Here is a 22,231-nt window from a genome sequence, read left to right on the forward strand (position 1 = left end):
TTGACCTCCAATCCGGGCGGGCTTTTTGTCCACCTCTATTACCCAATGGAGGTCAAAAACGGGTTTGAACGAAAAAGGCTCAATCTTTTTTATAAAAATCTGTCTCGTAGCCATCGGCGCGGAGCAGCAGTCCCTTAGCCCAAGAAGGTGTTCGGCCCATCTGCTCACAGACTGCTTTCAGAGACATCCGTGGATCAGCTTCGATGACGATTTCGTCGTGGACGTGCATGACGATGGAGCAGTGCTGGAGTGTTTGCATGGCGTTGCAAAGGATGTCGCGGGCAGTTGCTTGTACGATGTTTTCCACGAACTTCGGTCCGTAGGAATCCAGTCGCTCCCACTTCTTCGTAGCACCAACACCTTCGTAGGTGATGCACTGCCCGCCGAACTTGTTTTCACCGATTCGCGGCTTCACATAGGCAAGCCGCCTGCCGGAAGGAAGCGTAATGAAAAGCATCCCACTCTGGCAGGAGAAAGTGATCCCATGCGTCGAGTTGGTGCGTTTATAGCGAACAGCCTCCATAGCGGCCTTGTCCACATCCCACCAGAATTTCACGATGCACGGATTGGCTTGCCGCCATGCGTCAACCAGCTGAGGGAGTTCGTCCTCTTCAAGTCCCATATCAAGAGCGCCCATTGCTTTGAGCGCACCGACGGAACCACCATAACCGAGGGCGAGTTCAGCAATCTTGCCTTTTTGACGTAGGTGACCGTTGATGCCATGTTTTTCAACCGGCACCTTGAACATCTGCGATGCGGAGGCGCAGTAGATATCCCCGCCCTTGGCAAACACATCCTGTCGCCACTCTTCACCAGCCATCCACGCAATCACACGGGCTTCGATGGCGCTGAAGTCTGATACGATTAGCCTAGCTCCGGCCTTTGGGACGAAGGCGGTGCGGATAAGCTGCGACAGCGTGTCCGGCACATCCTCGTACAGCATTTCAAGTGCATCAAAATCACCGAAACGCACAAGGGCACGCGCTTCGGCCAAGTCCTCCAGATGGTTCTGAGGGAGGTTTTGCATTTGAATAAGCCTGCCTGCCCAGCGCCCGGTCCGATTGGCACCAAAAAATTGAAACATCCCACGGGCGCGACCATCGGTACAGACCGCATTCTCCATTGCCTGATACTTACGAACCGATGACTTGGCAAGCTGCTGCCTGAGCGATAGAACGTCTGCAAGATCCAGAGGTGCTGTTTTGAGTAACTCGGCGACAATCTTTTTTCCAAGCGTGTCGGTCTCCATGCCATTGTCGGCAAGCCATTGCTTCATCTGCTGTACGGAGTTCGGATTGTCCAGCTCCGTCAGATGCTTCATCGCGGTTGTGAGCTCTGAACGGGAGCGACCATCCATTGCGATAGCCTCTTGGACCAGTGTCATATCCAGCGCCACACCTCGGTCATTGATCTCCTGGTCGAGGTGGTATTCGTCCCAGATACTATCCTGAACCGGGAACCTGGTGAGCTTTTCTTGAATGGACATTTCAGTTTCAATATCACGGATGTTATATTTCTTAAATGCCGACCATTTATCGGGTGCGTGATAGAGGTGATTCCGGGTGCGCTGTCCATTGGATTTCGTTGGAGCACAAGGCTGGCTGAAGTATTTGATGAGATCCTTACCTTCGGTGAGTTTCTGCTTGTCCAGCTTAAGTACCGAGCCGACGCCTTCCAGCGACAGAGGCAGCCCCATCGTCGCTGCCCATACCATTGAACATTTCCATGAGGCAGGGTTGATGTATTTGCCGGTGGGGAGTCCAAGAAAGCGAGACAGGCAGATCCGTTCAAAGTTTGCGTTGAATGCCCACTTGATCACCGTTTCATCCGTGAGTGCGGTGATAACATCGCTGGGCAGCTTCTCCCCGCTGGTAAGGTCAACGACCTGAACCTCGCCGCCGTCGACGCTATAACCGAAAAGCAGTATCTCGAAATCTGGTGATTCGACATAGCGGTATACACCTGATTTGGCTAGATTGGCGCTGCTATAGGTTTCAATATCTATTGAGAGTGATTTCATAGTTGACCATCCTTTTATAAGGAAAGGCGGTAAAGAATTTCTCTACCGCCGTCCACAGTTTTTACTTGAAGTCCCGCATTCGTTTTTCGTGATACTCTTTATCACGAGCTTCGCGCTCTTCGTCACGTTTTGCCCTCTTGCGATCGCCTCGAATGCTCTGAATCATTGAGATCAGGAACGTGACACAGAGAGCTGAGTACAATCCTAAAAGGATGTTTAGTAAAATCGTTGTCATTGGTTTACCGTCCTTTCTTAAGACAAAAAGTCGTCATCATCGTCTGTTGCGAAATCGGACTCGGCAGTTTTAAGTCTACCCTCACCAGTTTGGCCCTTTGCCACTTCGGAGACTTTGATTCCCGGCATATCCCTGCTTCTTGGGTTGATACCGATAATGCTTTAGAAAAGCTGATGTTCTTATGCAAGGATGCCCCTCTTCTTATTGATGACTGGGCACCGGGGCAGGACGCGGGAAAAGCCCGCCAGCTGGAAACAAGAGCGGAGCGTATTGTCAGGGCCCAGGGCAACCGCCAGGGCAAAGGGCGCTTAAGATCTGATACATCTGCCCGCCCGAGCTATATTCCCCGCGGTATGCTCATTACATCAGGGGAGCAACTGCCTTCCGGCCACAGCCACACTGCCAGGCTCTACACGGTAGAGCTGGAACGTGAGGATATAGATATCAATAACTTAACTACCGCGCAGCAAAACACCCCGTATTATCGCCAGGCAATGGCCCACTACTTAACTTGGCTTTCAGGTAAATGGGATTCTATTAAGAAATCCATCCCGGATGATTTTTTGGCGTTAAGGGGTCAAGTTATGAATAAAGGCCTTCATGCACGGTTGCCTGAGGTTATTGCTCTACTTTGCTTAGGGCTTAAGTATGGGCTTGATTTTGCAGTGGAATGCGGAGCCCTCACCCTTGAGGAGTCTAACGAGGTTTGGGAAGAAGGGATGAGTGCATTTATTTCACAAGCAACAGACCAAGGATCTAGAGTTGAAGAAGAGCGGCCGGCAAAACGTTTTATTGAGATACTTAATTCACTAAAAGAATCAGGATCCGCGATACTTGGCGATAGGAATGATGACTGTATAAGGCAAGTGGGCCCGGCACAAACACTGGTTGGGTGGAATGATCAGCAAAACGGACATGTCCTTATACTTGGCCAAACTGCATATAAAGCGGTTAAAGATCATTGCCGTCGCACTGATGAACCCTACACTATCAAATACAATGCGGTTATAAAAGATTTGAGAAGAATGGGGTATATAGACTGCCCCAGTCAAAAAATAGCTACTCATAATGTCTGTATAGCCAATGGGCAAAAAAGAGTACTCAAGCTTAGGAAAGTATTATTAAATGAAAGAGAAAATAATGATGAAAATAACGCTTTTTCCGCGCCGGGCCCTCTTATGTTGTAAAAGGTGTAGAGGTGTAGAATGATGTTTTTTCCAAACGTAACTTACGTACTCTACACTTTTTTAAAAAAAGGTGTAGAAAAGTGTAGAGAGAAGTGTAGAGTTGGTGTAGAGATAGCGTAGAGCGTTTAAAGCTAAAACAGTAAAAATAACAAAAAGGTGTAGAAGTAGTGTAGTAAACGTAAAGTAAAGCTAAAAAGTAATTAAATTCTACACTTCTACACTAAAAACTATAAGAGACCACTGAAAAACAAAAATGTTAAGGAGACTGAAATGGACAATAAGGCACAAAATGACAGTTTACCGGTTAAAATCCTTAAAACAATAATTAAAAATCTAGTTATTCTCTTTCCAACCATTGTGATGGCATTCCTCACTCTATGCATGGCCGGGGGGATATTTGCACCGCCGCTTCTATTCTTCCCTGAATACATAGAAAAACTAGCAGAGTTACTTAACGCAAAAACCGGAGCAGAGCTATTCATACTAAAACTCCTTCCTGTTTCCAGCTTAGTTGCGATTTTGGCTTGCTCTGTTGTTTTTATTCGGCGTGCAGCCATTGTGTCAAATGAAGTATCCAATGCATGGCTTGAGAAACTAGGTTTGAATAAAAAAGGAGAAGACTAAGGCAATGATAAGCAATACTGTTAAGGAAATGTTGAATAGCCCGGATGTCGAGAAACAAAAACTCGGCGTAGTGATGGCAATGTCGGAAACCATGTCGGCATGCGTTAAAGAGTTGGGCGTACAAGAAGAATATAGGCCAAAGGTACTGGAGATGCTTCTATCAGGGGGTGAAACGCTAGGTGTGGACGGATCGGTAGGCGTTTTGTTTTCCATCATGGACCAACGAAAAGCAAGGAGCAACTAAATGAAAGTAGCTCTATACGCCAGGGTATCAACTAAAGACAAAGAGCAAAACCCGGAGCTGCAGCTCGCAGCGCTTCGTAAATACTGTGCCGACAATGGTTGGGAAATCTACCGGGAATATACAGATGAGGCTTCTGCATCAGATTTTACCGGGCGCAAGGCTTGGACGGCGCTGATGAAGGAGGCCCAACTGAAAAAGTTCAATGTTCTGCTTGTCTGGAAACTTGACCGAGCTTTTAGATCTGTGATCCATGCCGTAAATTCCATGCAGATGCTTAATAGCTATAATGTCGGTTTTAAATCTTATATGGACTCCGGCATTGATACCACTACTCCAATGGGGAATTTTGTTTTCTCCATAATGACGGCGGCCGCAGAACTGGAGCAATCAACTATAAGACAAAGAGTTAATGCCGGAATTGCTTATGCAAAAGAGAATGGCACCAAATCAGGCAAAGCAATCGGTCGGCCGAGAAAGAGTATCGACTTCACAAAAGTTTTGGAAGCGTTCAATCGCGTGGAAATGAATTATACCAGGGCAGCCCGGCTTTTAACCGAGCAAACCGGGGTAAAAGTAACCCCGGGCTATGTTTATAACCAAATCAAGCGAGGTGGCTGATGTTTTTAACAAAGAAAATGCTTTATATGTTTGGGGTGATCTATTTCCTATTGGGGGCTGCGCTTGTTTCCTTATTGGCAGGTTATAACATTTGGTTCGTCGTATGTTTTACCGCTAGCTTTATCATCCAGATGATTCTTCTGTGGGTTAGGAGGCGATAAAGATATGGTACTTGCGGCAAAAGCCAGAAAAGCGTTGATGGAATTTAATATTGCCCTTGATGATCTGCATGACCCCCTTTTTGCCGGGCTTATTGAACAAGTTGAAAAGTGCAGCGGGCCCGCAGGGTGTGACAACTGCCCTATGAAGAATAAATGCCAAGGGCTTTGGGATCAGGCAGTCTCCCGGATTAATGGCGGTATGAAGATTGATGATTTTCTATATTACTATAACGAATTCAAAAATATGGAGGGGCAGAAATGAGGAATATCTTTAAACTGGATTACACCCTTGTTTCCAAAGATGATCCGTTATGGCTTAAGATACGTGCGCATCCTCTGGTATTAGAAATACGACGGGTAATAGGCAAAAAACGAGATAGCATCCTCTATAAAAGTGGACCAAAATTATGGAGAAGGTTTTGGAGAACGTTAATTATGACACGCATATTCTTGAAATTGTTTTATTATAAAAACACCTTTGGGTATATCAAGAATTTTTTACTTTTTTGGAGCTACCACTGGGAAAGGTATAGGAGGATAATTAAATGAGTTTCTAATTACATATTATTCGAGTCTGATTTGTGATATGAAGGCGCATATTATACCATAAACAAAAAGAGTCAGGGGATCATTTTTCTGCCATTAAAAATGATCCCCTTAAGGTGCCGCTTGAGATACCCTTTTGGCAGTAGAAGACACCTTTACGATTCAAACTGAGATGTTTTCGGCACTTTTAGAGACACTTTAGATTTTAGACGGGGAGTTCAGCCCTCTGCGTTACCCCCAACTCCTCGTCTAATGTGTATATATGCCTCGATAGATACTTAGCATCGCTGAGCTATAATCGTGTGTACAGGGGCAAAAGAAAAAAGGGGAGTTTAACAACTCCCCTTTCAACATTGCGGATCAAAAGATTTTATTCCTTCCTGCCGCTATATGTGCGCCATACAATAAGGTTTAAGATGACAGCCAGTGTGCCAAAGACGCCAAGGTACATAAAGGCACTCTGATACTCCATCTCCACGCTCATAGAAGAATACATATGCTGGAAGATAGAGGATACCAAAAGCAGGCTTAGCGCCATAAGGGACCATTCCCACCATTTAAAACTTATATTCTTAAACTGGGTATAGGTAATAAACCATATTGCGGCACCGCCAATAAGCATACCGACTAAAAAGTAGTATAAAGCACCACCCATAATAATCTATTCCATCCTTTCTCTTAAAAAATATCTACGCTTGCGCCGCGTATTGGGTTTTCTGAGGCCCACCATTCATCCCTGCTTGGTGAGTAGCGCGGGCCGTAGCCGAAGGCTCCTTCCATATTCTTAAAGAAACCGTTAAAAACGGGCGTAGTGGCAACAGTGGACTTGACCAAGTTGTGCACCCAGGAGTTATTGCTCATAGTGAAGAAGGGGCAGACGGCCTCACAGATGGTACAGTTAATGCATTTGTGATAGTCAAGGTGCCAGCCCTCATAACCGCTTACGCAATCCCAGTGTGGTGAGTCATAGCGCGGCCCTTCATGCGAGATAGCTTGGGTAGGACAATGCTCGGCACAGATGCCGCAGGTCTTACAGAACTCGCGGATACCGGCATCTATAGGCTTGGTGGGGGCAAGAGGCAGGTCGGTAAGCATCCTTAGGGAACCCTTGGTGTTGGAACCGTAGCGGGGCTCAATAATGCTTGATACGCGTGATTGTTCCCCAAGGCCACTTAAGTTGCCGAAGGCACTGCCCGGACCCCAAGCTTCAACTCCACCACCCATCGAGTTATAGCCAAGGCCTGCAATGAATTGCTGAATGCGTGCCTCAACCTCTGTAAAGAGGGGATAGGCAATACAAGAGCATGGGTCCATAGGTATAGAGTGTGCATATTTAAAGCGCTTCTCAGGGAGCATGATGGTATAGGTGAAGATGTTATCCAGTGCATTGGGTACTGCTATCTTATCATCACCGCCAAAGCGTTTGTAGCTGTAATGCCCCTGGTCTGCAGGGATATCTTCAAACACAATGGGTATGGCATAATTATCTACTGGGACCGGATATTCAATGTATTCAGCCATATTTGTAATCGTATACCAAGGCCCGAGGCAAAAGGGCTGGACTTTGGCATAGAAGATTTTCTTCACGTTATCCGTTATCTTAATGGCGCCAACGGAAGAAGCCCCGAAGTAGCGCGCGGCGGTGCGCATGATTAACAGGTTCTCTTCAGGCGTACCCTCCCACTTCGGGTAGTTGGTGGTTTTGATATCTGCGTGACCAAATTCATGCAAGCCGTTTATTCCATTCATGGTTCGCATAGAGAGATAAGGCCTAGAACCTTCATAGCGTCCATAAAGCGGGTTCTCCCAGCAATTATGTGAGCCATTCGTGGCGGCATATATTAGGGCATCTTCCCTGCGGTCGCCATAGCCCAGTTCACCAGGGTCATAATCTGGATCAATATTTTCCTTCATCCAGTCTATGCCTGATTTTATAAAGGCACTATCACGGTATTTTTTACCCTGTAATTCTATTTCTAGTTTTGAATCAACAATGGTATGTCTTCTACCTGTATAGGTTGGAGACAGGTAATCCTCAGGTAAGAAGTATGCTCCCTGGTTGTTCCAACCGCTGTATCTTTTTATAAGGCTCCAATCTATATTACAGGTTGGATCCTCATGATCACGCGTGGTAACCCACCATGGATGATTGTTTACTTTATTAGCGTGGTCACCCTCTAAAGCTTTACCTGCTGACAGCAGGTCATCAACATCTTTAAACTCATGCGGCAGGTTATTCTCTGCAAGTACTGCGGCACCCAGTGCCCCCGCACCGGCTCCTGCCAAACCTAATCTCTTCATGAAATCACGCCTTGTGACTGTAGAATGATATTTTTCACTCATACTTTTAAAATACCTCATTTAAAAAAAGCTTTTCGCACTTTGGCGTCTGTCATGCGGTAGTCCGCAAGCCAAGTATCCATAACATGCCTCCTTGAAATGTTTACTCAACGGGAAGGTTTGTTAAGTAGAAGATAGCACCTTGGAAAGCGCACGTGCCACGAAAGAATGAAAAAACAATATTAAAAGTTTACTAAAACTTTTATTGAAAATTTATTAAATTAGAATATAATAGTCACAAAACGAGTTAGTTGGAGAATTAGATTGGGAGGGACGTGAGTAAAAAATGGGAAACGAGCGTGATATGGATTTAAATAACATTAAGCAGCAGGAAGATAGAATTAATACCTACGGGGAAGAGTATGTAAATCTCTCATTAATGAGTATAATAACACTTATTGGAACCATAGCAATGCGAAACTACAAATATACTATGGGTGAGTATAGTGAAAACCTAACACCGAATGAGAGCAGTTTACTTATGGAAGTATATTTTAGAGAAGAAATCGGAATCATTGACGCATGCAGGGCAACTGGTTTAAGCACTGAGAATGTCTTGCATTTATTCTCTAATATATATAACAAAGGCTACCTAAAGAAAGTAAAAAAGGGTAAGAAAACTTATTATAGTATCGCAGATAACCCACCGGGGGATTGGCAGGATGTTTTAGAAGGTTATCAAAAAGCAACAGATGCTTGTAACTATTTTTGTAAAGACTTAAGTGATGAAAAGAAGCAAGAAATTTGGGATATGCTTTTGGATATAAGGCATAATGTGAATGATTACCATGTTCGCATGTCAGGCATTAGCTTTCTCTAAACTGCAGCAAACCCCATCACCATTGCTTAAGGGAGAGACCAACTCTCCCCCGTCTCCCCATTAATAGCCAGAAATTACCTTCACAAACCCTACCCTCAAAATCAAGCAATATTTACGAATAAACACCAGGCAAAAAAGAGGGGCTCACAAACCAATTGGTTTGTGAAGGAGAATCTGCCTGTACCAAGCAGTATATTATATTACTTCTTCATCGGTTGCCTTTTTAATACAATACATGCTTTTAAAATATTTTGAAGCCGCAATTAGTAGAATGGCTACTTTTTCATATGTGTTTGGTAGTGTTGGTTTAACCGAGAAGTGAATCGCATTTCTAGAGTCACGCAGAATATCGGACCAAACCATAATACTATTTAACGCACCGTTTGAAATTCCAGTTTTGTCTCTCACAGTTTTTAATTCTTTTCTATTGTACATTTCAACTATCTTGCTGATTTTACTCATAATTGTAATTGGCTTATCACTTGCTTTAAAACGTGCAACGTCTTCTTCACTCTTGGATCCGAGCTTAACCATGTATTGCATGATGGAAACCCCAAGTTCTAACCATGCGCCTTCCATGGCTTTTCCAAGCATTACAACTGCGGGTCTGTATAAATTTCCTTTAAAGCAAGCGATAGAATCTTTGATAGCTTCAATAATTTCTTCGTCAGCCCCGGCAACTCCCGCTTCTAACAGATAAAGATCTGCATCCATTAGGGCAAAGTCATCATTAGTTCTGCTGGAGACCGAGAAGATAAAACGGTTTGGAAATGTATATCGGTACTCATCGAAACTCCATCCCCCAGAATGCCCCCCGCCCCTTTGGTACACAGTAGTCCACGCCTGATGGAAACCTTCAGTGCGATAGGAACTAGTAGGCATAACTATTCCAGAATAAATTAACGCGTTTAACGCTTCGTGAAAAGCAAGGGTAAAACTTAAACTTTCTGCCACTTCCTTAACTAAAACATCAGTTTCAGTGAACGAAGGATGTATTATTACTTCTCCGGGTTGTTCGGCATGTTGCTGCTGTAAAAATTGTTTACAGATGTCTTCTGGATTATACTCGTTATTTCTGGGTATACCTAAAATAAATGCTTTTGCGATGGCTATCTTATGATGATCTACTTTAACCTGTTCTAAGATCTTCCCTTCATTTTTATCTCTCGGCATCTGATCTACTCTTTATTAAGCGATAAGGTATTATAATGCCTATTTTGACCTTACCCCGGAATTAGCGCACCCTGCATTAGAGCCTTCGCAGTTATATTAGCATACTCCTTTGGCGTAGTTCCGTTCAATGCGCTGTGCGGTCTGACTTCGTTGTAGTCTCTCCGCCACTCTTCGATAACACTACGGGCATGGTCCAAGCTGAGAAACCAGTTCGTATTCAAGCACTCATCCCGTAATCTCCCATTGAAACTCTCGATATACGCGTTTTCAATAGGTTTCCGGGTCTTATGAAGTTCAGCCTTACTCCTTTGCGATATGCCCATTCATCCAAGGCACGTCCGGCAAATTCCGGACCATTGTCAACCGTGATGCTTTCAGGCAGTCCCCTCGTTTCTGATAGCCGGTCAAGTACTCCCGCTACTCTGCGGCCTCCCAGTGACGTATCCACCTCTATCGCCGGACATTCCCGCGTGTAGTTATCAACGATGGTAAGCGCCCGGAAACGTCTGCCGGTAATAATACTGTCTGTTACAAAATCCATCGACCATCTCTCGTTCGTCCGACGCGGTGAAGGTAATACAATACGTAATCCGGCGGATCCTTTCCTTTTCCGTTTCTTTCTTAATGCCAACCCTTCCTCACGGTATAACCGTTCTGTACGCTTATGATTTACAACTAATCTTTCCCGTTTCAACAATATGTGCAGTCGAGGGCTGCCAAACCTCTTTCGTTGCTCCGCCAGTTCACGCAGCCGCTTACGCACCATAGCGTCATTATCCGGTTTCGGTCGGTATTGATAGACCGACGTTGATATATTAACCAACAGGCAAGCTCTTCTGATACTTAGCCCAAGGTTCTCCCTGACATGAGAGACCGCTTGCCGCTTAACCTCGGGCGTCAGAAGTTTTTTGAGAGCAGTTCCTTCAGCGCCAGATTATCCAGCGCCTGGTCGGCTACAAGCTGCTTAAGACGACGGTTTTCGGCTTCCAACGATTTCAACCGTTTCAGATCGCTGACGGTCATCCCGGCGTACTTCGCCTTCCAATTGTAGTAAGTAGCCTCGCTCATACCATGTTTGCGACAGAGATCGGCTACCTTAGCGCCGGCTTCGCCTTCCTTCATTACGGCGATGATCTGTTCTTCAGTGTATTTTCTGGCTTTCATGAGTCCTCCTGGTGTTTTTATTTTACCAGAAGACTCTAAGTCATCGTGTAGCTGTTTTCGGGGGTAAGGTCAATTTCCATACAAGTATATAAAAGGTATTTATATTTACTTAGAATATCTTCATAACAGAACCCACAATGTTACTAACCACACCGATAAAGAGCATGGCCAGTCCTATAACCACGCCACCACTCACCACAAACATTTGCTATAGAGCTAATATCATCGATGCTAAACCGGGACCGCATACGTTTCGTCATACAGCTGCTATTAATTATCTACGTAATGGGGGAGATGAGTTTACCTTGCAGATAATGCTCGGGCATACTACCCTTGCCATGACCAGGCGTTATACTAGCACTCTTGGAACTGAAGATATGATGAGAGTGCATAAAAAAGTAAGCCCGGTTGATAACCTAAAGTTGTAATAAAACTAGTGGTATAATAATACAAGAGTTAGATTACAGATTTAGGAATAAAGGGGTGAGCATGTGCTAAAGGTAATAGTATCTGGTATATGTATTTCATATATAATCACCTATTGGTTTATCCCCCAAATTTTAAATACGTTTGGAATATAGTGCAAAGGAGGCCGAGTATTTTACTCGGCCTCCTTACTTATCGTGCACCAATGCGATATTTTTACCTAGGTGATTTATAGCTACATCATCTCTTATTTATTGCTTAGGAACTGTGCTACTATTTGAATTAAAAAACCGCCAGCTAATAAAAAGAAACCTGATTTCTGCCTAAATTCCAAAGTTAGCTCAATGAATAAAAATTTCGGAGTGGGTTCATCTATTTGAAGTGCCCCTAACTCATTTCTTCTATAGGAAACGCCATATTTATATAAGAGTATAGTACCAATTAAAGATACTACGAGCCCGATAATATTTAGAAACTGCATTTTAAAGCACCACATTTATCTTATTTTGGCATTCTGTCTTTATATTTAGGGTCTTTACGCAGAACTTTTTCAGCGTCTTTAACCCACTTGCGGATGATTTTGGTAGCTTTAAGAGGATCTTTAGCCGGTATCCAGAAGATTTGCCACCCGCCAGGAAGATAATGAGGTGGCTGAAAAAGCTTCATTTCAATGTCATTATTAAATGGGCCGAAGAATTCGTCTGTTTCCATACACCATAGCCAGTAATAATCCCGGAGCTGCCCCCATTTAATCAAGTTATAAATAATAAATGCTGATCCACTTATGAAGTAAAGTAATATTGGCGTCCAACTATTAGCTACTCCGGTGATCATGCAAATGATAGCAGCAATAATTAAAACTAGTCCTAATAATGACCTTCCTCTGGTGTCTAGTGATAATATGCCAGCAATTATAGATAAAGCTAAAACTCCAACAAATACCCAGCCAATCAAATCCCACATTAGAATTCAATTTCCTCTGGTTTAATATTAAGAGCCTTTGCTAGTTTCCGGATAGTAATAAAACTTGGATTTTGCTTACCATTTTCAAGTCTGTTAACCGTATCCGCTCCTATACCTGCTTGTTTCGCTAATTCAGCTTGGCTCCAGAAATTATCTAATCTATGGTCTCTTAATGCTTTTATCATAGCAATATCATACGACTTAATTAGTCAATGCACAATAATCCTATATCTGGGAATATTTGTGACAAAGTATCACATGCCTATAGACCGCCGGACACTCTTTGGGATATATGGCTTAAACTTCGGCGCCTTAGTCTGGACAAACTTAATTTCAGGGTCGTCCTTCAAATTTATTTTAGCTGTGGTAACGCCCATGTTCTGTGTAAGATTGGTGGGCGGTTTTTTACCTCTGGTGAAAAATGTCTCTTCAGGAGTTCCTTCCAGTCTCGGGGCATCTTCAGGCGGCTGGAAAACTATATCCACCTTGCCATTGGCTCGCTTTATATACCAGACAGGACGCTGATCGTCACCACTGCCCAAAGCCCCCTGTCTCCATGCTACATCTCCGTTTTTCAGTTTAGGACGGGCAGTAGATGAGGTTTCATCACTGTCATTTCTTCTATTTTCGTGCCTGTAATCAAAATCTGGCGGCTTAATGCGCTGAGGGTCAACCCTCGGCGGCGGGTTATCCGGTGGATTAAGGGTAGGAACCCTCGGTGGCGGCACCCTTTCACCTCTGGATGGCGGTATCCGGCTGCGCAGGCTGGTATAGTCACCTCCGCCAGTGTGCAGTTTCCTTTCCAGTGTTTTAGCGGTAATTTTGGTTTTGCTCATATCACCAAAATTAGGCATACGCACAGGCAGTTTTCGTAACTCACGCTGGATAACTTTTGCCCGGCGTTCTATTTCACCCTCAAGCCGTCTGCGTTCGGTATCAAATGCTTTTGTCAGCCTGCCGGCTACGATTAAGGCACTGGCACGTCCATCTTTTCCGGCTGTCATGGCCGCTGATCGGGCAGCTGCTATTGACTGCTGCTCAGCACGCAATAATTCCCTTACTTCAGGCACTAGATCTGGAGCTATTTGCCGGGCAGCTTCTAAACGGGCTGCGTTGGACATATTCCTTTCATCCAGTAACTCTTCCAGTTTCTCCGCCAGTTTTGGGGATTTTTCACGTATCTCAGCCAGTAAAGCCTTTTGGGTATCGGCTTCAGAGGTAAAGACCTTTTCAATCTTACCCGCTAGCTCCGGATTAGATTTAGTTAGGGCTTCATAGTTAATTTTCTTTTGCAGGTTCGGGACAAAAATATCCCGGACTGTATTGTAGATACCGCGAGCCTTCAGTTTATACAAATCTGCCAGAGTAGGGGCTTTGGCTCCAATGCCAAGATCAAGCTCGCCGCCCAGTTTGCTCACCATAGCGGTAAAGCGATCCTGTTTTTCAAAGCTGACCACTGTCCGGTTCAATAAGCTGTAAAGCTGAGTACTGGGAGCTTCCATAGTAATGCCTTCAACCTTGACTGTATTGATAGGCGCATTCAGCCTTTTGAATCCTGCATCGGCTTTTTTCCAGCCCAATTCAGATATGTCAGCAATATTTTTCCACAAACCATTTTTGAGTTGGGATACGGTGTAATGGCTAGATACCTTACTTACCTTAACATCATTCGCCGTATAGCGGCGGGATATATCAGCAATATCATTAGCGGTCTTTTCCGGGGTAGGAGACTGAATATCCAAATCCCCGGGCTTTCTGCCCCCGGTGAATGTATATTCAGCGGTACTGCCATAAAGTACATTATCAGGATTCTTACGCATATATGCTATGAAATCCTCATCCATACCTCTGGGCAGCGATTCTACTTTGCCTATTACCTGGGAGAGTGGACGAGGTTTAAGCGTATCTGCTTTGCCGGCCAGTGCTCTGGTAATCTCCAGGCTTTTTTCGAACCAGTCCGGAGTAACCATTTGTAGCAGGGGAACATTGATTTTCTTCCCATCCGGGCCGACAGTGTTTAAAACTACCGGTTTACCCCTGTCATCCAGTACAGGTATAGCCCGGCTGCCAGGAGTCATCAAGGCTTCGTCTTCTATATACTTGGCGTATTGCTTAAATACAGGGTATATTTCTCCGGTAGATTTATCGCTTTTAACATAACTCCAGGCCTTAGATGCCATTTCATCCATACTTCTTGCATCTGAAATTGCATTTGGCAGGCGTGATAATCCTGAATTATAGAAGATGGCGAAAGTAGGTGTTTCCTTAATCTGCCCAACTACTACTCTACCCTCTCCATACACCTTTGTGCCGGAAGGTAGGAACCCTACAACATTGGGGCTGGCTTTACCTATTACATTCCCGTGGGGCAACTATTTGTTCTCCTGAGTATGGTATGCAACTGGTATGCATGGATATGCTGATTACAGACATGCCTCTAACTCCCACTAAACCTATTGATGCCGGTATTAATAAGTTCTGCTATACCTACAAAATATGCGCGGAAAGCTGCCCGTCCGGTGCTCTATCTATGGATACGGACCCGGTTTATGATGTAGACCCGGAATGGCGCCCCGGAGCTTTGGATGTACCTTATGCTCATAAAGCCTGGCATATGAATAACTATAGGTGTTATTTCTGTGCTCAGTGCCATGCTGTTTGTCCTTTCAGCACAACCAGAGATGCTTCTATTCATAATTTTGTCATGGGAACTGTTACTACTACCAGTATCCTGAATGGTTTCTTTGCCAATATGGAGCGCACCATGGGGTATGGGCTGAAGAATCCGGATAGCTGGTGGGACCATGATATCCCGCTGTTTGGTATTAGCACCAAATTCACCGAAAAACGGGGCTAAGAGCAGGTTGCTCGCCTGTATGCGTAAATCATAATTTATTTACTAACTTTGGCAGGGGCTTACAGTAAGCCCCTGCCAAAGGGGTGGAGTATATGAGTCTAACTGATATACCAAAGAAAGCCGGGTCATTCAGCGAGATGGGATACAAACTGCCGGTACCTGATAATAATCCGGCTGGCGGTATCCGCAAGTCATCTCCCGGTACCAATATATATCACATTTCCTATACCCCCCAGACAAAAGAAGTCTCCCTGTTTTTTTGGGGATGTAATTTCTCTTGCCGGGGTTGCCTGAGTAAAAAAGGAACAGGTAATTACCTGCTGCCGGAGAATATTCATCTTTTTAGGGATAACCCTGCTGAAACCGTTCAGCCCCCGGTGCATTTTCTAAGCGTGGCGGATGTATTGAGCATTCTTGGAGGTTTAGATATACAGACGGTACTGTTCGAAGGGCAGGAACCTTCCTTAGATGAATCACTGCCGCAATTAGCTAAGCTTATTCATACTGAGTTTAGAACCCAAAATATTCTATGCAGCAATATCAATAAACTGGTCTTGCTTGATGATATTGACTGCATACAATTAAGTCTGAAAGCGGTCACTGACAGCCTTCACCTGGATTACACCGGTAAATCAAACAGGAATGTTTTAAATAATCTCAAGTATCTTCATGCGGCTGGCAAAAAATTATCTATCGCTTCGGTATTAATCCCGGGTTATATAGATAAAGATGAAATAGAACTGATTGCGGGTTTTATTTCGGATATAAATCAAGGGTTACCTTTCAATATCCTCCCTTATTTCAAAGCAGGACAGAATAAGTGGAGATGTCCAACTATAAGTGAAATGGAAGACTCGGAACGCATAGCCAGAAAGTATCTTACTCATGTATATGCCTGGCGCGGTGATGAAGAAATTAAGTATGAAGTAATGAAGATTTATTGATGAATACACAGGTCTTTCATATAGGCTATTGCCCTGAACTAAAGGAAGCCACACTCCACTACTGGGGTTGCAATTTTAAATGCCGGGGGTGTTCCTGCCAGAAACTGATATGGGACTGGATGTTAGAAGAGTTTTTAGATGCCAGAGATGCAGAGCCTTTGGAAATTGCAGATGCTCCGCACAGGTTTCTGAGCATTAGTGAGATAAGTGCGGCTCTGGAAAAATTGGAACTCCGGAGAGTGCTGCATATGGGACAGGAAGCAATACTGGACCCTGCTTATCCGGTACTGGCAGAGATGATACATAGAAGATTTGGATGCAAAAATGTGCTCTTAACAAACGGGTATGAGATGCCCGACCTCAGGCACACTGATAAAGTGGAATTCGGGATTAAGGCCATAACTAACGGATTGCATCGCCACTATACCGGTAAATCAAATAAGAGGGTTCTGCGGAATTTCAAGGAGATATACAACTCAGGCGTAGAGATGGTGATTGAGTCGGTATTTATTCCCGGTTATATAGATGTTGCCGAAACAGAAAGAATTGTCGACTTTATTGCGGGGGTAGATAAAAAACTGACTTATGTGTTGTTACCCTACTTCAAAGCTGGAAATAACCCGTGGCGCCGGCCTACACCTGCTGAAATGGAAATGGCCGCTAATATTGCCCGGAAGAAACTAACGAATGTGTATTTTTTCAGAGGAGATGAAGACCTGCAGTATAAAGTCATAAGTATTTTCCCTGAAGCGGGCAGCAATACAGAGCTGGAGATATCTGAAACCCATTGTGGTGTCTTAAATCCGGTATAAGACCGCAGTGTCAGGTAATTATCCAGGGAGTGGTTATGATGCCTGCCTCCTAATCCCCGGGGCAGCTTCATTAGGAATAAAGATTGTTCTGCCCGGCGTTTTACTTTAGCAGAAATACCTTAGCAAAGTATCCGGCAGAACAGATAGATGGAGAAAACATTGAATAATAAGCTCGTTAGGGCATTACTGATTACTTCTCCCCTGATAATAATCGCACTTGTCAGTGTTGGCTTTTCGCTGAATGAATCTATAACTTCACTAAATAACGAAGATTCCAGTGCCACGGCGGTTATCTCCCAGCCCGAACCTGCAGAGGTGATTACGCCTCCGGTTCAGATTGCAGCCCGGGTTTTATACGAGGAATACATATCTAACCAGACAGCGGCGGACATTAAATATAAAGGCTCTTTGGTGGTTGTGCAGGGTGTGCTTAGCGGAATCTGTCCTGCCACGAGCACACTTCAGTGGGTCACTTTGGAGACAGATGGTCAAAATGCATTTGTAAAATGCCAATTATCGGGTGATTTTACGTTCCTTAGTTCTATAAATGATTTGATTGGCCAGACGGTTACTATTGCGGGAATATGCCAGGGATTCTCCGGCTCTTACCTAATCATCGATGAGATTTATACAAATGATCTCCCGACCCATACAGATTTGGGCTGAAATAAGGCAGGGAGCGGCTGGCCATAATTGGTTGACTTAACGTAACGTAATAATTATATTGGTCACGTTTCATAAACTGGAAAGGTGATGACCCGTAAATGGAAACCCTAGATTGTCCTAATAAGATTGATACAAACCTAGACGGCTACATTATAAGCGTTGTCATAATAGATGATCATGAAATAGTACGGCAGGGCTTGATGGCTATGCTCAGGCGGGAAGATGGGCTTTGCCTGGTCGGTGATGCATCTGATGCTGTTACCGGACTAAAGTTGATTGATGCTACCAATCCGGATGTAGTTTTGCTGGATATACAGCTAAATAATTCGGATATGGACGGATTTTCGCTGGCGAAACAGATTAAGAGTAAATCACCGGATAAAATAGTAATAATGCTGACTGGTTTTGATTCGGCGCTTTACTTGATAGAATCACTCAGAACTAGACTGGATGGGTTCGTTCTAAAGGAGCAATCCGGCGCTATCATAGCCGGTGCAATTAGAATGGCATATGCGGGTGTAGGCGCTTGGGATACACGGATTTTGCACCGGGCACTTGTAAACCGGCTGAAAGCGCATACCGGGGACACTATTGATAATTTAGGTATTAAGGCTGATATAGACCTTAATGATAAAGAACGGATGGTTTTCAATCTTCTGGCGCGGGGGTATTCAAATAAAGACATTGAAAGTACGTTAAAATATACTGCCAGTACAGTCAAAAAATATGTGTACACCTGTATGAAAAAATTCGGGGTTTCCAACCGCACGCAATTGGCTCTTATAGCTAACAGTACCGGAGTAAAATAAATTTATACAATCAGTCCGGTTTGGGCTTACGGCTAAAGGCAGATGTGCCTTTGAAGCATATCATAAAGCCATAAATAAGGTATCGGACGGGATAAATGATACTACTAAGGCTTGGGAATTCAGATAATTATGCTAAGGTTGAATTGGCTAAGGAATAAGTTCCCAAAGCTTTGGGAACTTATTCCTTAAGGCGGGCAGGGATTTACGTATGTCTGCCAGGACCAAAAATCCTGATAGACAGCAACCTTTCCAGGCTGGCAGATTGCAAGGAATTTTTTCTGGGGTTTACCTTTTAATATGTTTCTATATTAACCCCCCGTCGCTTTGTTTTTTTGTAAAGCTGTCCGGCTGTTTTGCTGCCTCGCATTGTGAACAGGTCTTATCCTTTCCACCCAGTTCGCAGCAGGTACAGCCGCCACTTTTAGCGGAGCTGGTGACCTGACGGATAATTATTCCGGTTACCAACAGGCCTATTATTACAATTACCACTGTTTCCATGCTATACCTCCCGGTTTAACCCAGCCCGAGCAGCCGCCCGACCTGGTATATCAGTACTGCTACTACCCAGCCTAATATAATGCTGTAGCCGATAGCAAAAGATGTCCATTTCCACGAGTTTGTCTCCCTCTTTATTGCCGCAATAGCCGCAATGCAGGGGATATAAAGCAGGGTCATGGTCATGAAAGAATAAGCGGAGAGTGCTGTCCATGAGCCGGCGATAGCGGCGGTCAGTCCCGCTTCCTCAACTCCATAGACTACACCCAGTGTCCCCACCACTACCTCTTTGGCCAGAATACCGAAGAGCAGGGCGATACCCGCTTCCCAGAAACCGAAGCCGGCAGGGGCAAAAACCGGTGCGATAAAGCTGCCTATCCTGCCCAGAATGCTCTCCTGGCTGGCATATTCTACCCCGAAGGGCAGGTTGGACAGCACCCAGACCAGAACTACAACCGCCAGAATAATAGTTCCCATTTTGCGCAGGAAGGTGTAACTCCGGTCCCACATATTGGTAAGGGTGCTCCTGAGGGTGGGTATGCGGTAAGGCGGCAGCTCCATGACAAAATGAGATGATTCACCTTTGAAAAGGAATTTCTTAAAGAGCATACCCATAATGATTGCCAGAATAATACCCAGCAAGTACAGGGAGAAAATGATTATGCCCTGATTGGCGCTGAAAAACGCTCCGGCAAAGAGGACATAGACCGGCAGCCGGGCGGTACAGGACATCAGGGGGTTAATCAAGATAGTAATCAAGCGGTCATTTCTGTTGCCCAGTGTCCGGGTGGCCATAATGGCCGGTACGTTGCAGCCAAATCCCAGAATAAGGGGCATAAATGATTTCCCATGCAGGCCCAGTTTGTGCATAAAGCGGTCCATGACATAAGTTGCCCGGGCCATATAGCCGCTGTCTTCCAGCAGTGATAGGGCCAGGAAAAGCAGGATAATATTCGGCAGGAAGACAATCACCGAACCCACCCCGCCGATAATACCGTCTACCGCCAGCGAGGTGACAAAATCCGGGGCGGAAATAGCTGTCAGACCTGTGCTGACCACCCCCCCGAGCCAGCCGAAAAGCTGGTCAACCAAATCTGCCAGCGGAGAACCCAGGGCAAAGGTCAGCTGAAAAACCGCAAACATTGCCAGGAAGAAAACGGGAATACCCAGCAGGCGGTGGGTCAGTATCCGGTCAAGTTTATCCGAGAAAGACTGCTTCTGGCTGGACGGTTTAACCACAATTCCCGTCAGAACCTGGCTGATGAACTGGTAACGGCGTGCGGCAATCAGGGAAGCCATGTCTTCACCCAGTTTATCTTCCAAGCGTTTGACGGAGGCATCCCGCTGTGCCACCAGCTGGCCGGTCTGGCCGTACTTGCCGATAACCTTCCAGATATTCTGGTCGCCTTCCAGGATTTTGATTGCCAGCCAGCGGGGAATAAACTTATCTGCCAGACTCGGAATAGTCTTAATGGTCTGGGCCAGAGCGCTAAGCTCCGCCTCAACCTCCCTGCCGTAGTCTATTTTTAGCGGCTCGCGGTTATTAGACCCGGATTGATTAAGAGCGGCTGTTACCAGTTCTTTCATACCTTCTTTGCGGCAAGCCGTAGTGGGTATTACCGGTATGTCCAGCCGCTTGGAAAGCTCAGCGGTGTCTATTTTTATCTGTTTGGCGCTGACTTCGTCGTACATATTCAGGGCCAGCACTACCCGGGCTCCCATCTCCATCATCTGGACGCTCAGGTACAGGTTACGTTCCAGATTAGTTGAATCCAGCACGTTTACCACAATATCCGGCTTCTCCAGCAGGACAAAATCCCGGGCTATAATTTCGTCTTCGGAATAAGCTCCCAGGCTGTAAGCGCCCGGCAGGTCTACGACCTGTATTTCCCGGCCGCCGAAGCTAAAGCGTCCTTCTTTCTTTTCAACTGTCTTACCGGGCCAGTTGCCCACGTGCTGGCGGGCACCGGTAAGGTTGTTGAATACAGTTGTCTTTCCGCAGTTGGGATTGCCCGCCAGCGCAACCACAATTGATTTGCTGTTAATCATTTCCCCACCTCTTTGCAGAGGGCTGTGCCGCATAAGTTAGTAATACCTAACTCATGGCTAAATTTTTTTATACTGTCAGCCTCTTCAACCAATACCTGCAGGGCAACCCCGCGTCCCAGGGCTAAACGGGTGTCATTAACAGATATAATGAGCGGCCCGCCCGTATCGTTCTTCACTACTTTTACCCGGCAGCCGTCTACCAGTCCCTGCTCAAGCAGCTCCTGTTTCAGGTGCTCGCTACCGTGGATATCCCTGATGACAGCCGTCAAACCGGACTTGACCAGACCAAGCGGCAATCTTTCCATCAGGCGCCCACCTCCACATAGATTTGAGCGGCCTCGTCTTTTCTCAGGGTCAGGTGATAGCCTTTTACATCTACTTCTACCGGGTCACCCATAGGGGCGTGACCTTCCATTTTAATCTCTGCACCGGGGGTAACGCCCATGTCAAGGACACGGCTTTTCAGCGCCTTGTCAGAGGCAATGCGGATTACCCGCCCCCGTTCTCCGACCTTGAGCTCATTTAGAGCTCTGATTGGTTTCGTTTCCATAGGGTTAGTCTCCTTGTTACTTTGCACTCGGCTCAAATTATTTATAGCGGGAGTATGTTTTTGACTGACATTTTTAGCACAGTTCATGCAATCGGTTGATTCCAGAAAATGCATCAGGCGGTTCATGGTGTGCTTGCTGACAACGTGCTCCATGAGGCAGGCATCCTTTTCGGCTATTTTGGCATCAACGCTGAGCACTTCGGTCAGGAACTGTTTTAGCTTGCGGTGTCTCCAGCGCACTTCCACGGCCATAGCTTTGCCGCTGGCGGTAAGCTCTACCGGACCATATTTTTCCTGAAGCACCAGCCCGTGTTTTTTCAGGTATTCTATCCCCTGGGTTACGGTGGCTTTGGCTATGCTAAGTTTGGCGGCAATATCCGTCACCCGGATTTCATTTACAGACTCAGACAGGGACAGCATTGTCTCCAGGTAGTCCTGCATGGCCGGAGTAATTGCGCTTATGTCAGTCATTCAAGCACCTCCATAATAGTTAGGCTTGCCTAACATTTATAATATAGCAGGTTATTT

The 22,231-nt window shown here is 45.3% G+C and carries 23 protein-coding genes and 1 pseudogene; 12 read left to right on the forward strand and 12 right to left on the reverse strand.

The annotated features are described in order from the left end of the window. Window positions 1-79: 79 nt before the first annotated feature. Window positions 80-2,020, reverse strand: a complete 1,941-nt coding sequence (locus tag DET_RS00455) for a DNA polymerase (RefSeq protein ID WP_010935881.1) — start codon at window positions 2,018-2,020, stop codon at window positions 80-82. 228 nt (window positions 2,021-2,248) lie between these two features. On the opposite strand from DET_RS00455, the gene DET_RS00460 reads away from it, so the two are divergent. From DET_RS00460 to DET_RS00480, 5 genes are all read left to right on the forward strand, one after another. Then, window positions 2,249-3,442, forward strand: coding sequence for a hypothetical protein (locus DET_RS00460; RefSeq protein WP_010935882.1), 1,194 nt, complete (start codon window positions 2,249-2,251; stop codon window positions 3,440-3,442). Window positions 3,443-3,712: 270 nt separating this feature from the next. Then, window positions 3,713-4,066, forward strand: coding sequence for a hypothetical protein (locus DET_RS00465; RefSeq protein ID WP_041223288.1), 354 nt, complete (start codon window positions 3,713-3,715; stop codon window positions 4,064-4,066). A gap of 4 nt (window positions 4,067-4,070) precedes the next feature. Further along, window positions 4,071-4,310 carry a hypothetical protein gene (locus DET_RS00470; protein WP_041223289.1) on the forward strand — a complete coding sequence of 80 codons (240 nt, stop codon included), beginning with the start codon at window positions 4,071-4,073 and terminating at the stop codon, window positions 4,308-4,310. Then, a complete protein-coding gene (locus DET_RS00475; RefSeq protein ID WP_010935883.1) occupies window positions 4,311-4,928 on the forward strand; it encodes a recombinase family protein in 618 nt (205 codons plus the stop codon). 165 nt (window positions 4,929-5,093) lie between these two features. Continuing rightward, window positions 5,094-5,351, forward strand: a complete 258-nt coding sequence (locus DET_RS00480; protein ID WP_010935884.1) for a hypothetical protein — start codon at window positions 5,094-5,096, stop codon at window positions 5,349-5,351. Between the two features lie 654 nt (window positions 5,352-6,005). Here DET_RS00480 and rdhB read toward each other — a convergent pair. After that, on the reverse strand, window positions 6,006-6,290 hold the full coding sequence (gene rdhB, locus DET_RS00490; RefSeq protein ID WP_010935885.1) for a reductive dehalogenase membrane-anchoring subunit RdhB: 285 nt from the start codon (window positions 6,288-6,290) through the stop codon (window positions 6,006-6,008). A 23-nt stretch (window positions 6,291-6,313) separates the two neighbouring features. Further along, a complete protein-coding gene (gene rdhA, locus DET_RS00495; protein ID WP_010935886.1) occupies window positions 6,314-7,978 on the reverse strand; it encodes a reductive dehalogenase catalytic subunit RdhA in 1,665 nt (554 codons plus the stop codon). Window positions 7,979-8,261: 283 nt separating this feature from the next. On the opposite strand from rdhA, the gene DET_RS00500 reads away from it, so the two are divergent. Then, window positions 8,262-8,795 carry a hypothetical protein gene (locus tag DET_RS00500; protein WP_010935887.1) on the forward strand — a complete coding sequence of 178 codons (534 nt, stop codon included), beginning with the start codon at window positions 8,262-8,264 and terminating at the stop codon, window positions 8,793-8,795. Window positions 8,796-8,990: 195 nt separating this feature from the next. Here the strand turns inward: DET_RS00500 and DET_RS00510 are convergent, their stop codons facing one another. Both DET_RS00510 and DET_RS08460 read right to left on the reverse strand, forming a co-directional pair. Beyond that, window positions 8,991-9,968, reverse strand: coding sequence for a hypothetical protein (locus tag DET_RS00510; protein WP_010935888.1), 978 nt, complete (start codon window positions 9,966-9,968; stop codon window positions 8,991-8,993). A 50-nt stretch (window positions 9,969-10,018) separates the two neighbouring features. Then, window positions 10,019-11,132, reverse strand: a pseudogene (locus DET_RS08460) (IS3 family transposase). A gap of 164 nt (window positions 11,133-11,296) precedes the next feature. Between DET_RS08460 and DET_RS08900 the strand changes: the two are divergent. Further along, on the forward strand, window positions 11,297-11,560 hold the full coding sequence (locus DET_RS08900; protein ID WP_407636477.1) for a tyrosine-type recombinase/integrase: 264 nt from the start codon (window positions 11,297-11,299) through the stop codon (window positions 11,558-11,560). A 499-nt stretch (window positions 11,561-12,059) separates the two neighbouring features. Here the strand turns inward: DET_RS08900 and DET_RS00535 are convergent, their stop codons facing one another. From DET_RS00535 to DET_RS08740, 3 genes are all read right to left on the reverse strand, one after another. Continuing rightward, complete coding sequence (locus DET_RS00535) at window positions 12,060-12,521, reverse strand: hypothetical protein (protein ID WP_010935891.1); 462 nt, start codon at window positions 12,519-12,521, stop codon at window positions 12,060-12,062. Then, on the reverse strand, window positions 12,521-12,706 hold the full coding sequence (locus DET_RS00540) for a helix-turn-helix transcriptional regulator (RefSeq protein WP_010935892.1): 186 nt from the start codon (window positions 12,704-12,706) through the stop codon (window positions 12,521-12,523). The genes DET_RS00535 and DET_RS00540 overlap by 1 nt, the downstream gene beginning before the upstream one ends. Before the next feature lie 69 nt (window positions 12,707-12,775). Continuing rightward, on the reverse strand, window positions 12,776-14,893 hold the full coding sequence (locus DET_RS08740; RefSeq protein ID WP_010935893.1) for a hypothetical protein: 2,118 nt from the start codon (window positions 14,891-14,893) through the stop codon (window positions 12,776-12,778). Window positions 14,894-14,916: 23 nt separating this feature from the next. On the opposite strand from DET_RS08740, the gene DET_RS00555 reads away from it, so the two are divergent. The 5 genes from DET_RS00555 to DET_RS00575 all read left to right on the forward strand — a co-directional run bounded on the left by DET_RS00555 (window position 14,917) and on the right by DET_RS00575 (window position 18,609). Next, a complete protein-coding gene (locus tag DET_RS00555; protein ID WP_010935894.1) occupies window positions 14,917-15,378 on the forward strand; it encodes a 4Fe-4S dicluster domain-containing protein in 462 nt (153 codons plus the stop codon). 92 nt (window positions 15,379-15,470) lie between these two features. Then, the gene (locus DET_RS00560) at window positions 15,471-16,322 is read left to right on the forward strand and encodes a radical SAM protein (RefSeq protein WP_010935895.1); all 852 of its coding nucleotides are present in this window, start codon (window positions 15,471-15,473) and stop codon (window positions 16,320-16,322) included. Next, window positions 16,322-17,134, forward strand: coding sequence for a radical SAM protein (locus DET_RS00565; RefSeq protein ID WP_148184949.1), 813 nt, complete (start codon window positions 16,322-16,324; stop codon window positions 17,132-17,134). Before DET_RS00560 ends, DET_RS00565 begins: the two co-directional genes overlap by 1 nt. A gap of 159 nt (window positions 17,135-17,293) precedes the next feature. Continuing rightward, window positions 17,294-17,800, forward strand: coding sequence for an OB-fold putative lipoprotein (locus DET_RS00570; protein ID WP_148184951.1), 507 nt, complete (start codon window positions 17,294-17,296; stop codon window positions 17,798-17,800). A 98-nt stretch (window positions 17,801-17,898) separates the two neighbouring features. Further along, on the forward strand, window positions 17,899-18,609 hold the full coding sequence (locus DET_RS00575) for a response regulator transcription factor (protein WP_010935898.1): 711 nt from the start codon (window positions 17,899-17,901) through the stop codon (window positions 18,607-18,609). 303 nt (window positions 18,610-18,912) lie between these two features. Here DET_RS00575 and DET_RS00580 read toward each other — a convergent pair whose 3' ends face one another. From DET_RS00580 to DET_RS00595, 4 genes are read right to left on the reverse strand one after another with little or no spacing between them, the layout of a single operon-like run. Beyond that, window positions 18,913-19,107, reverse strand: a complete 195-nt coding sequence (locus DET_RS00580; protein ID WP_010935900.1) for a hypothetical protein — start codon at window positions 19,105-19,107, stop codon at window positions 18,913-18,915. A gap of 15 nt (window positions 19,108-19,122) precedes the next feature. Further along, a complete protein-coding gene (feoB, locus tag DET_RS00585) occupies window positions 19,123-21,153 on the reverse strand; it encodes a ferrous iron transport protein B (RefSeq protein WP_010935901.1) in 2,031 nt (676 codons plus the stop codon). After that, window positions 21,150-21,458: a FeoA family protein gene (locus tag DET_RS00590; protein WP_010935902.1), complete on the reverse strand. Its 309-nt coding sequence runs from the start codon at window positions 21,456-21,458 to the stop codon at window positions 21,150-21,152. Before DET_RS00590 ends, feoB begins: the two co-directional genes overlap by 4 nt. After that, window positions 21,458-22,174 (reverse strand): DtxR family transcriptional regulator, encoded by a 717-nt coding sequence (locus DET_RS00595; RefSeq protein WP_010935903.1) that lies wholly within the window; start codon window positions 22,172-22,174, stop codon window positions 21,458-21,460. The genes DET_RS00590 and DET_RS00595 overlap by 1 nt, the downstream gene beginning before the upstream one ends. Window positions 22,175-22,231: the final 57 nt, after the last annotated feature.

It is taken from the genome of Dehalococcoides mccartyi 195, assembly GCF_000011905.1.
GTDB classification, from domain to species: Bacteria; Chloroflexota; Dehalococcoidia; order Dehalococcoidales; family Dehalococcoidaceae; genus Dehalococcoides; species Dehalococcoides mccartyi.

What these genes read in the sequence shown, in the direction of transcription:
- DET_RS00535 (WP_010935891.1), bottom strand. Translation starts at nt 12,521, where the DNA reads ATGTGGGATTTGATTGGCTGGGTATTTGTTGGAGTTTTAGCTTTATCT.
- DET_RS00510 (WP_010935888.1), bottom strand. Translation starts at nt 9,968, where the DNA reads ATGCCGAGAGATAAAAATGAAGGGAAGATCTTAGAACAGGTTAAAGTA.
- DET_RS00465 (WP_041223288.1), top strand. Translation starts at nt 3,713, where the DNA reads ATGGACAATAAGGCACAAAATGACAGTTTACCGGTTAAAATCCTTAAA.
- DET_RS00455 (WP_010935881.1), bottom strand. Translation starts at nt 2,020, where the DNA reads ATGAAATCACTCTCAATAGATATTGAAACCTATAGCAGCGCCAATCTA.
- DET_RS00555 (WP_010935894.1), top strand. Translation starts at nt 14,917, where the DNA reads ATGCAACTGGTATGCATGGATATGCTGATTACAGACATGCCTCTAACT.
- rdhA (WP_010935886.1), bottom strand. Translation starts at nt 7,978, where the DNA reads ATGAGTGAAAAATATCATTCTACAGTCACAAGGCGTGATTTCATGAAG.
- DET_RS00560 (WP_010935895.1), top strand. Translation starts at nt 15,471, where the DNA reads ATGAGTCTAACTGATATACCAAAGAAAGCCGGGTCATTCAGCGAGATG.
- DET_RS00540 (WP_010935892.1), bottom strand. Translation starts at nt 12,706, where the DNA reads ATGATAAAAGCATTAAGAGACCATAGATTAGATAATTTCTGGAGCCAA.
- DET_RS00580 (WP_010935900.1), bottom strand. Translation starts at nt 19,107, where the DNA reads ATGGAAACAGTGGTAATTGTAATAATAGGCCTGTTGGTAACCGGAATA.
- feoB (WP_010935901.1), bottom strand. Translation starts at nt 21,153, where the DNA reads ATGATTAACAGCAAATCAATTGTGGTTGCGCTGGCGGGCAATCCCAAC.
- DET_RS00475 (WP_010935883.1), top strand. Translation starts at nt 4,311, where the DNA reads ATGAAAGTAGCTCTATACGCCAGGGTATCAACTAAAGACAAAGAGCAA.
- DET_RS00595 (WP_010935903.1), bottom strand. Translation starts at nt 22,174, where the DNA reads ATGACTGACATAAGCGCAATTACTCCGGCCATGCAGGACTACCTGGAG.
- DET_RS00470 (WP_041223289.1), top strand. Translation starts at nt 4,071, where the DNA reads ATGATAAGCAATACTGTTAAGGAAATGTTGAATAGCCCGGATGTCGAG.
- DET_RS00575 (WP_010935898.1), top strand. Translation starts at nt 17,899, where the DNA reads ATGGAAACCCTAGATTGTCCTAATAAGATTGATACAAACCTAGACGGC.
- DET_RS00565 (WP_148184949.1), top strand. Translation starts at nt 16,322, where the DNA reads ATGAATACACAGGTCTTTCATATAGGCTATTGCCCTGAACTAAAGGAA.
- DET_RS00480 (WP_010935884.1), top strand. Translation starts at nt 5,094, where the DNA reads ATGGTACTTGCGGCAAAAGCCAGAAAAGCGTTGATGGAATTTAATATT.
- DET_RS00590 (WP_010935902.1), bottom strand. Translation starts at nt 21,458, where the DNA reads ATGGAAAGATTGCCGCTTGGTCTGGTCAAGTCCGGTTTGACGGCTGTC.
- DET_RS00500 (WP_010935887.1), top strand. Translation starts at nt 8,262, where the DNA reads ATGGGAAACGAGCGTGATATGGATTTAAATAACATTAAGCAGCAGGAA.
- rdhB (WP_010935885.1), bottom strand. Translation starts at nt 6,290, where the DNA reads ATGGGTGGTGCTTTATACTACTTTTTAGTCGGTATGCTTATTGGCGGT.
- DET_RS08900 (WP_407636477.1), top strand. Translation starts at nt 11,297, where the DNA reads ATGGCCAGTCCTATAACCACGCCACCACTCACCACAAACATTTGCTAT.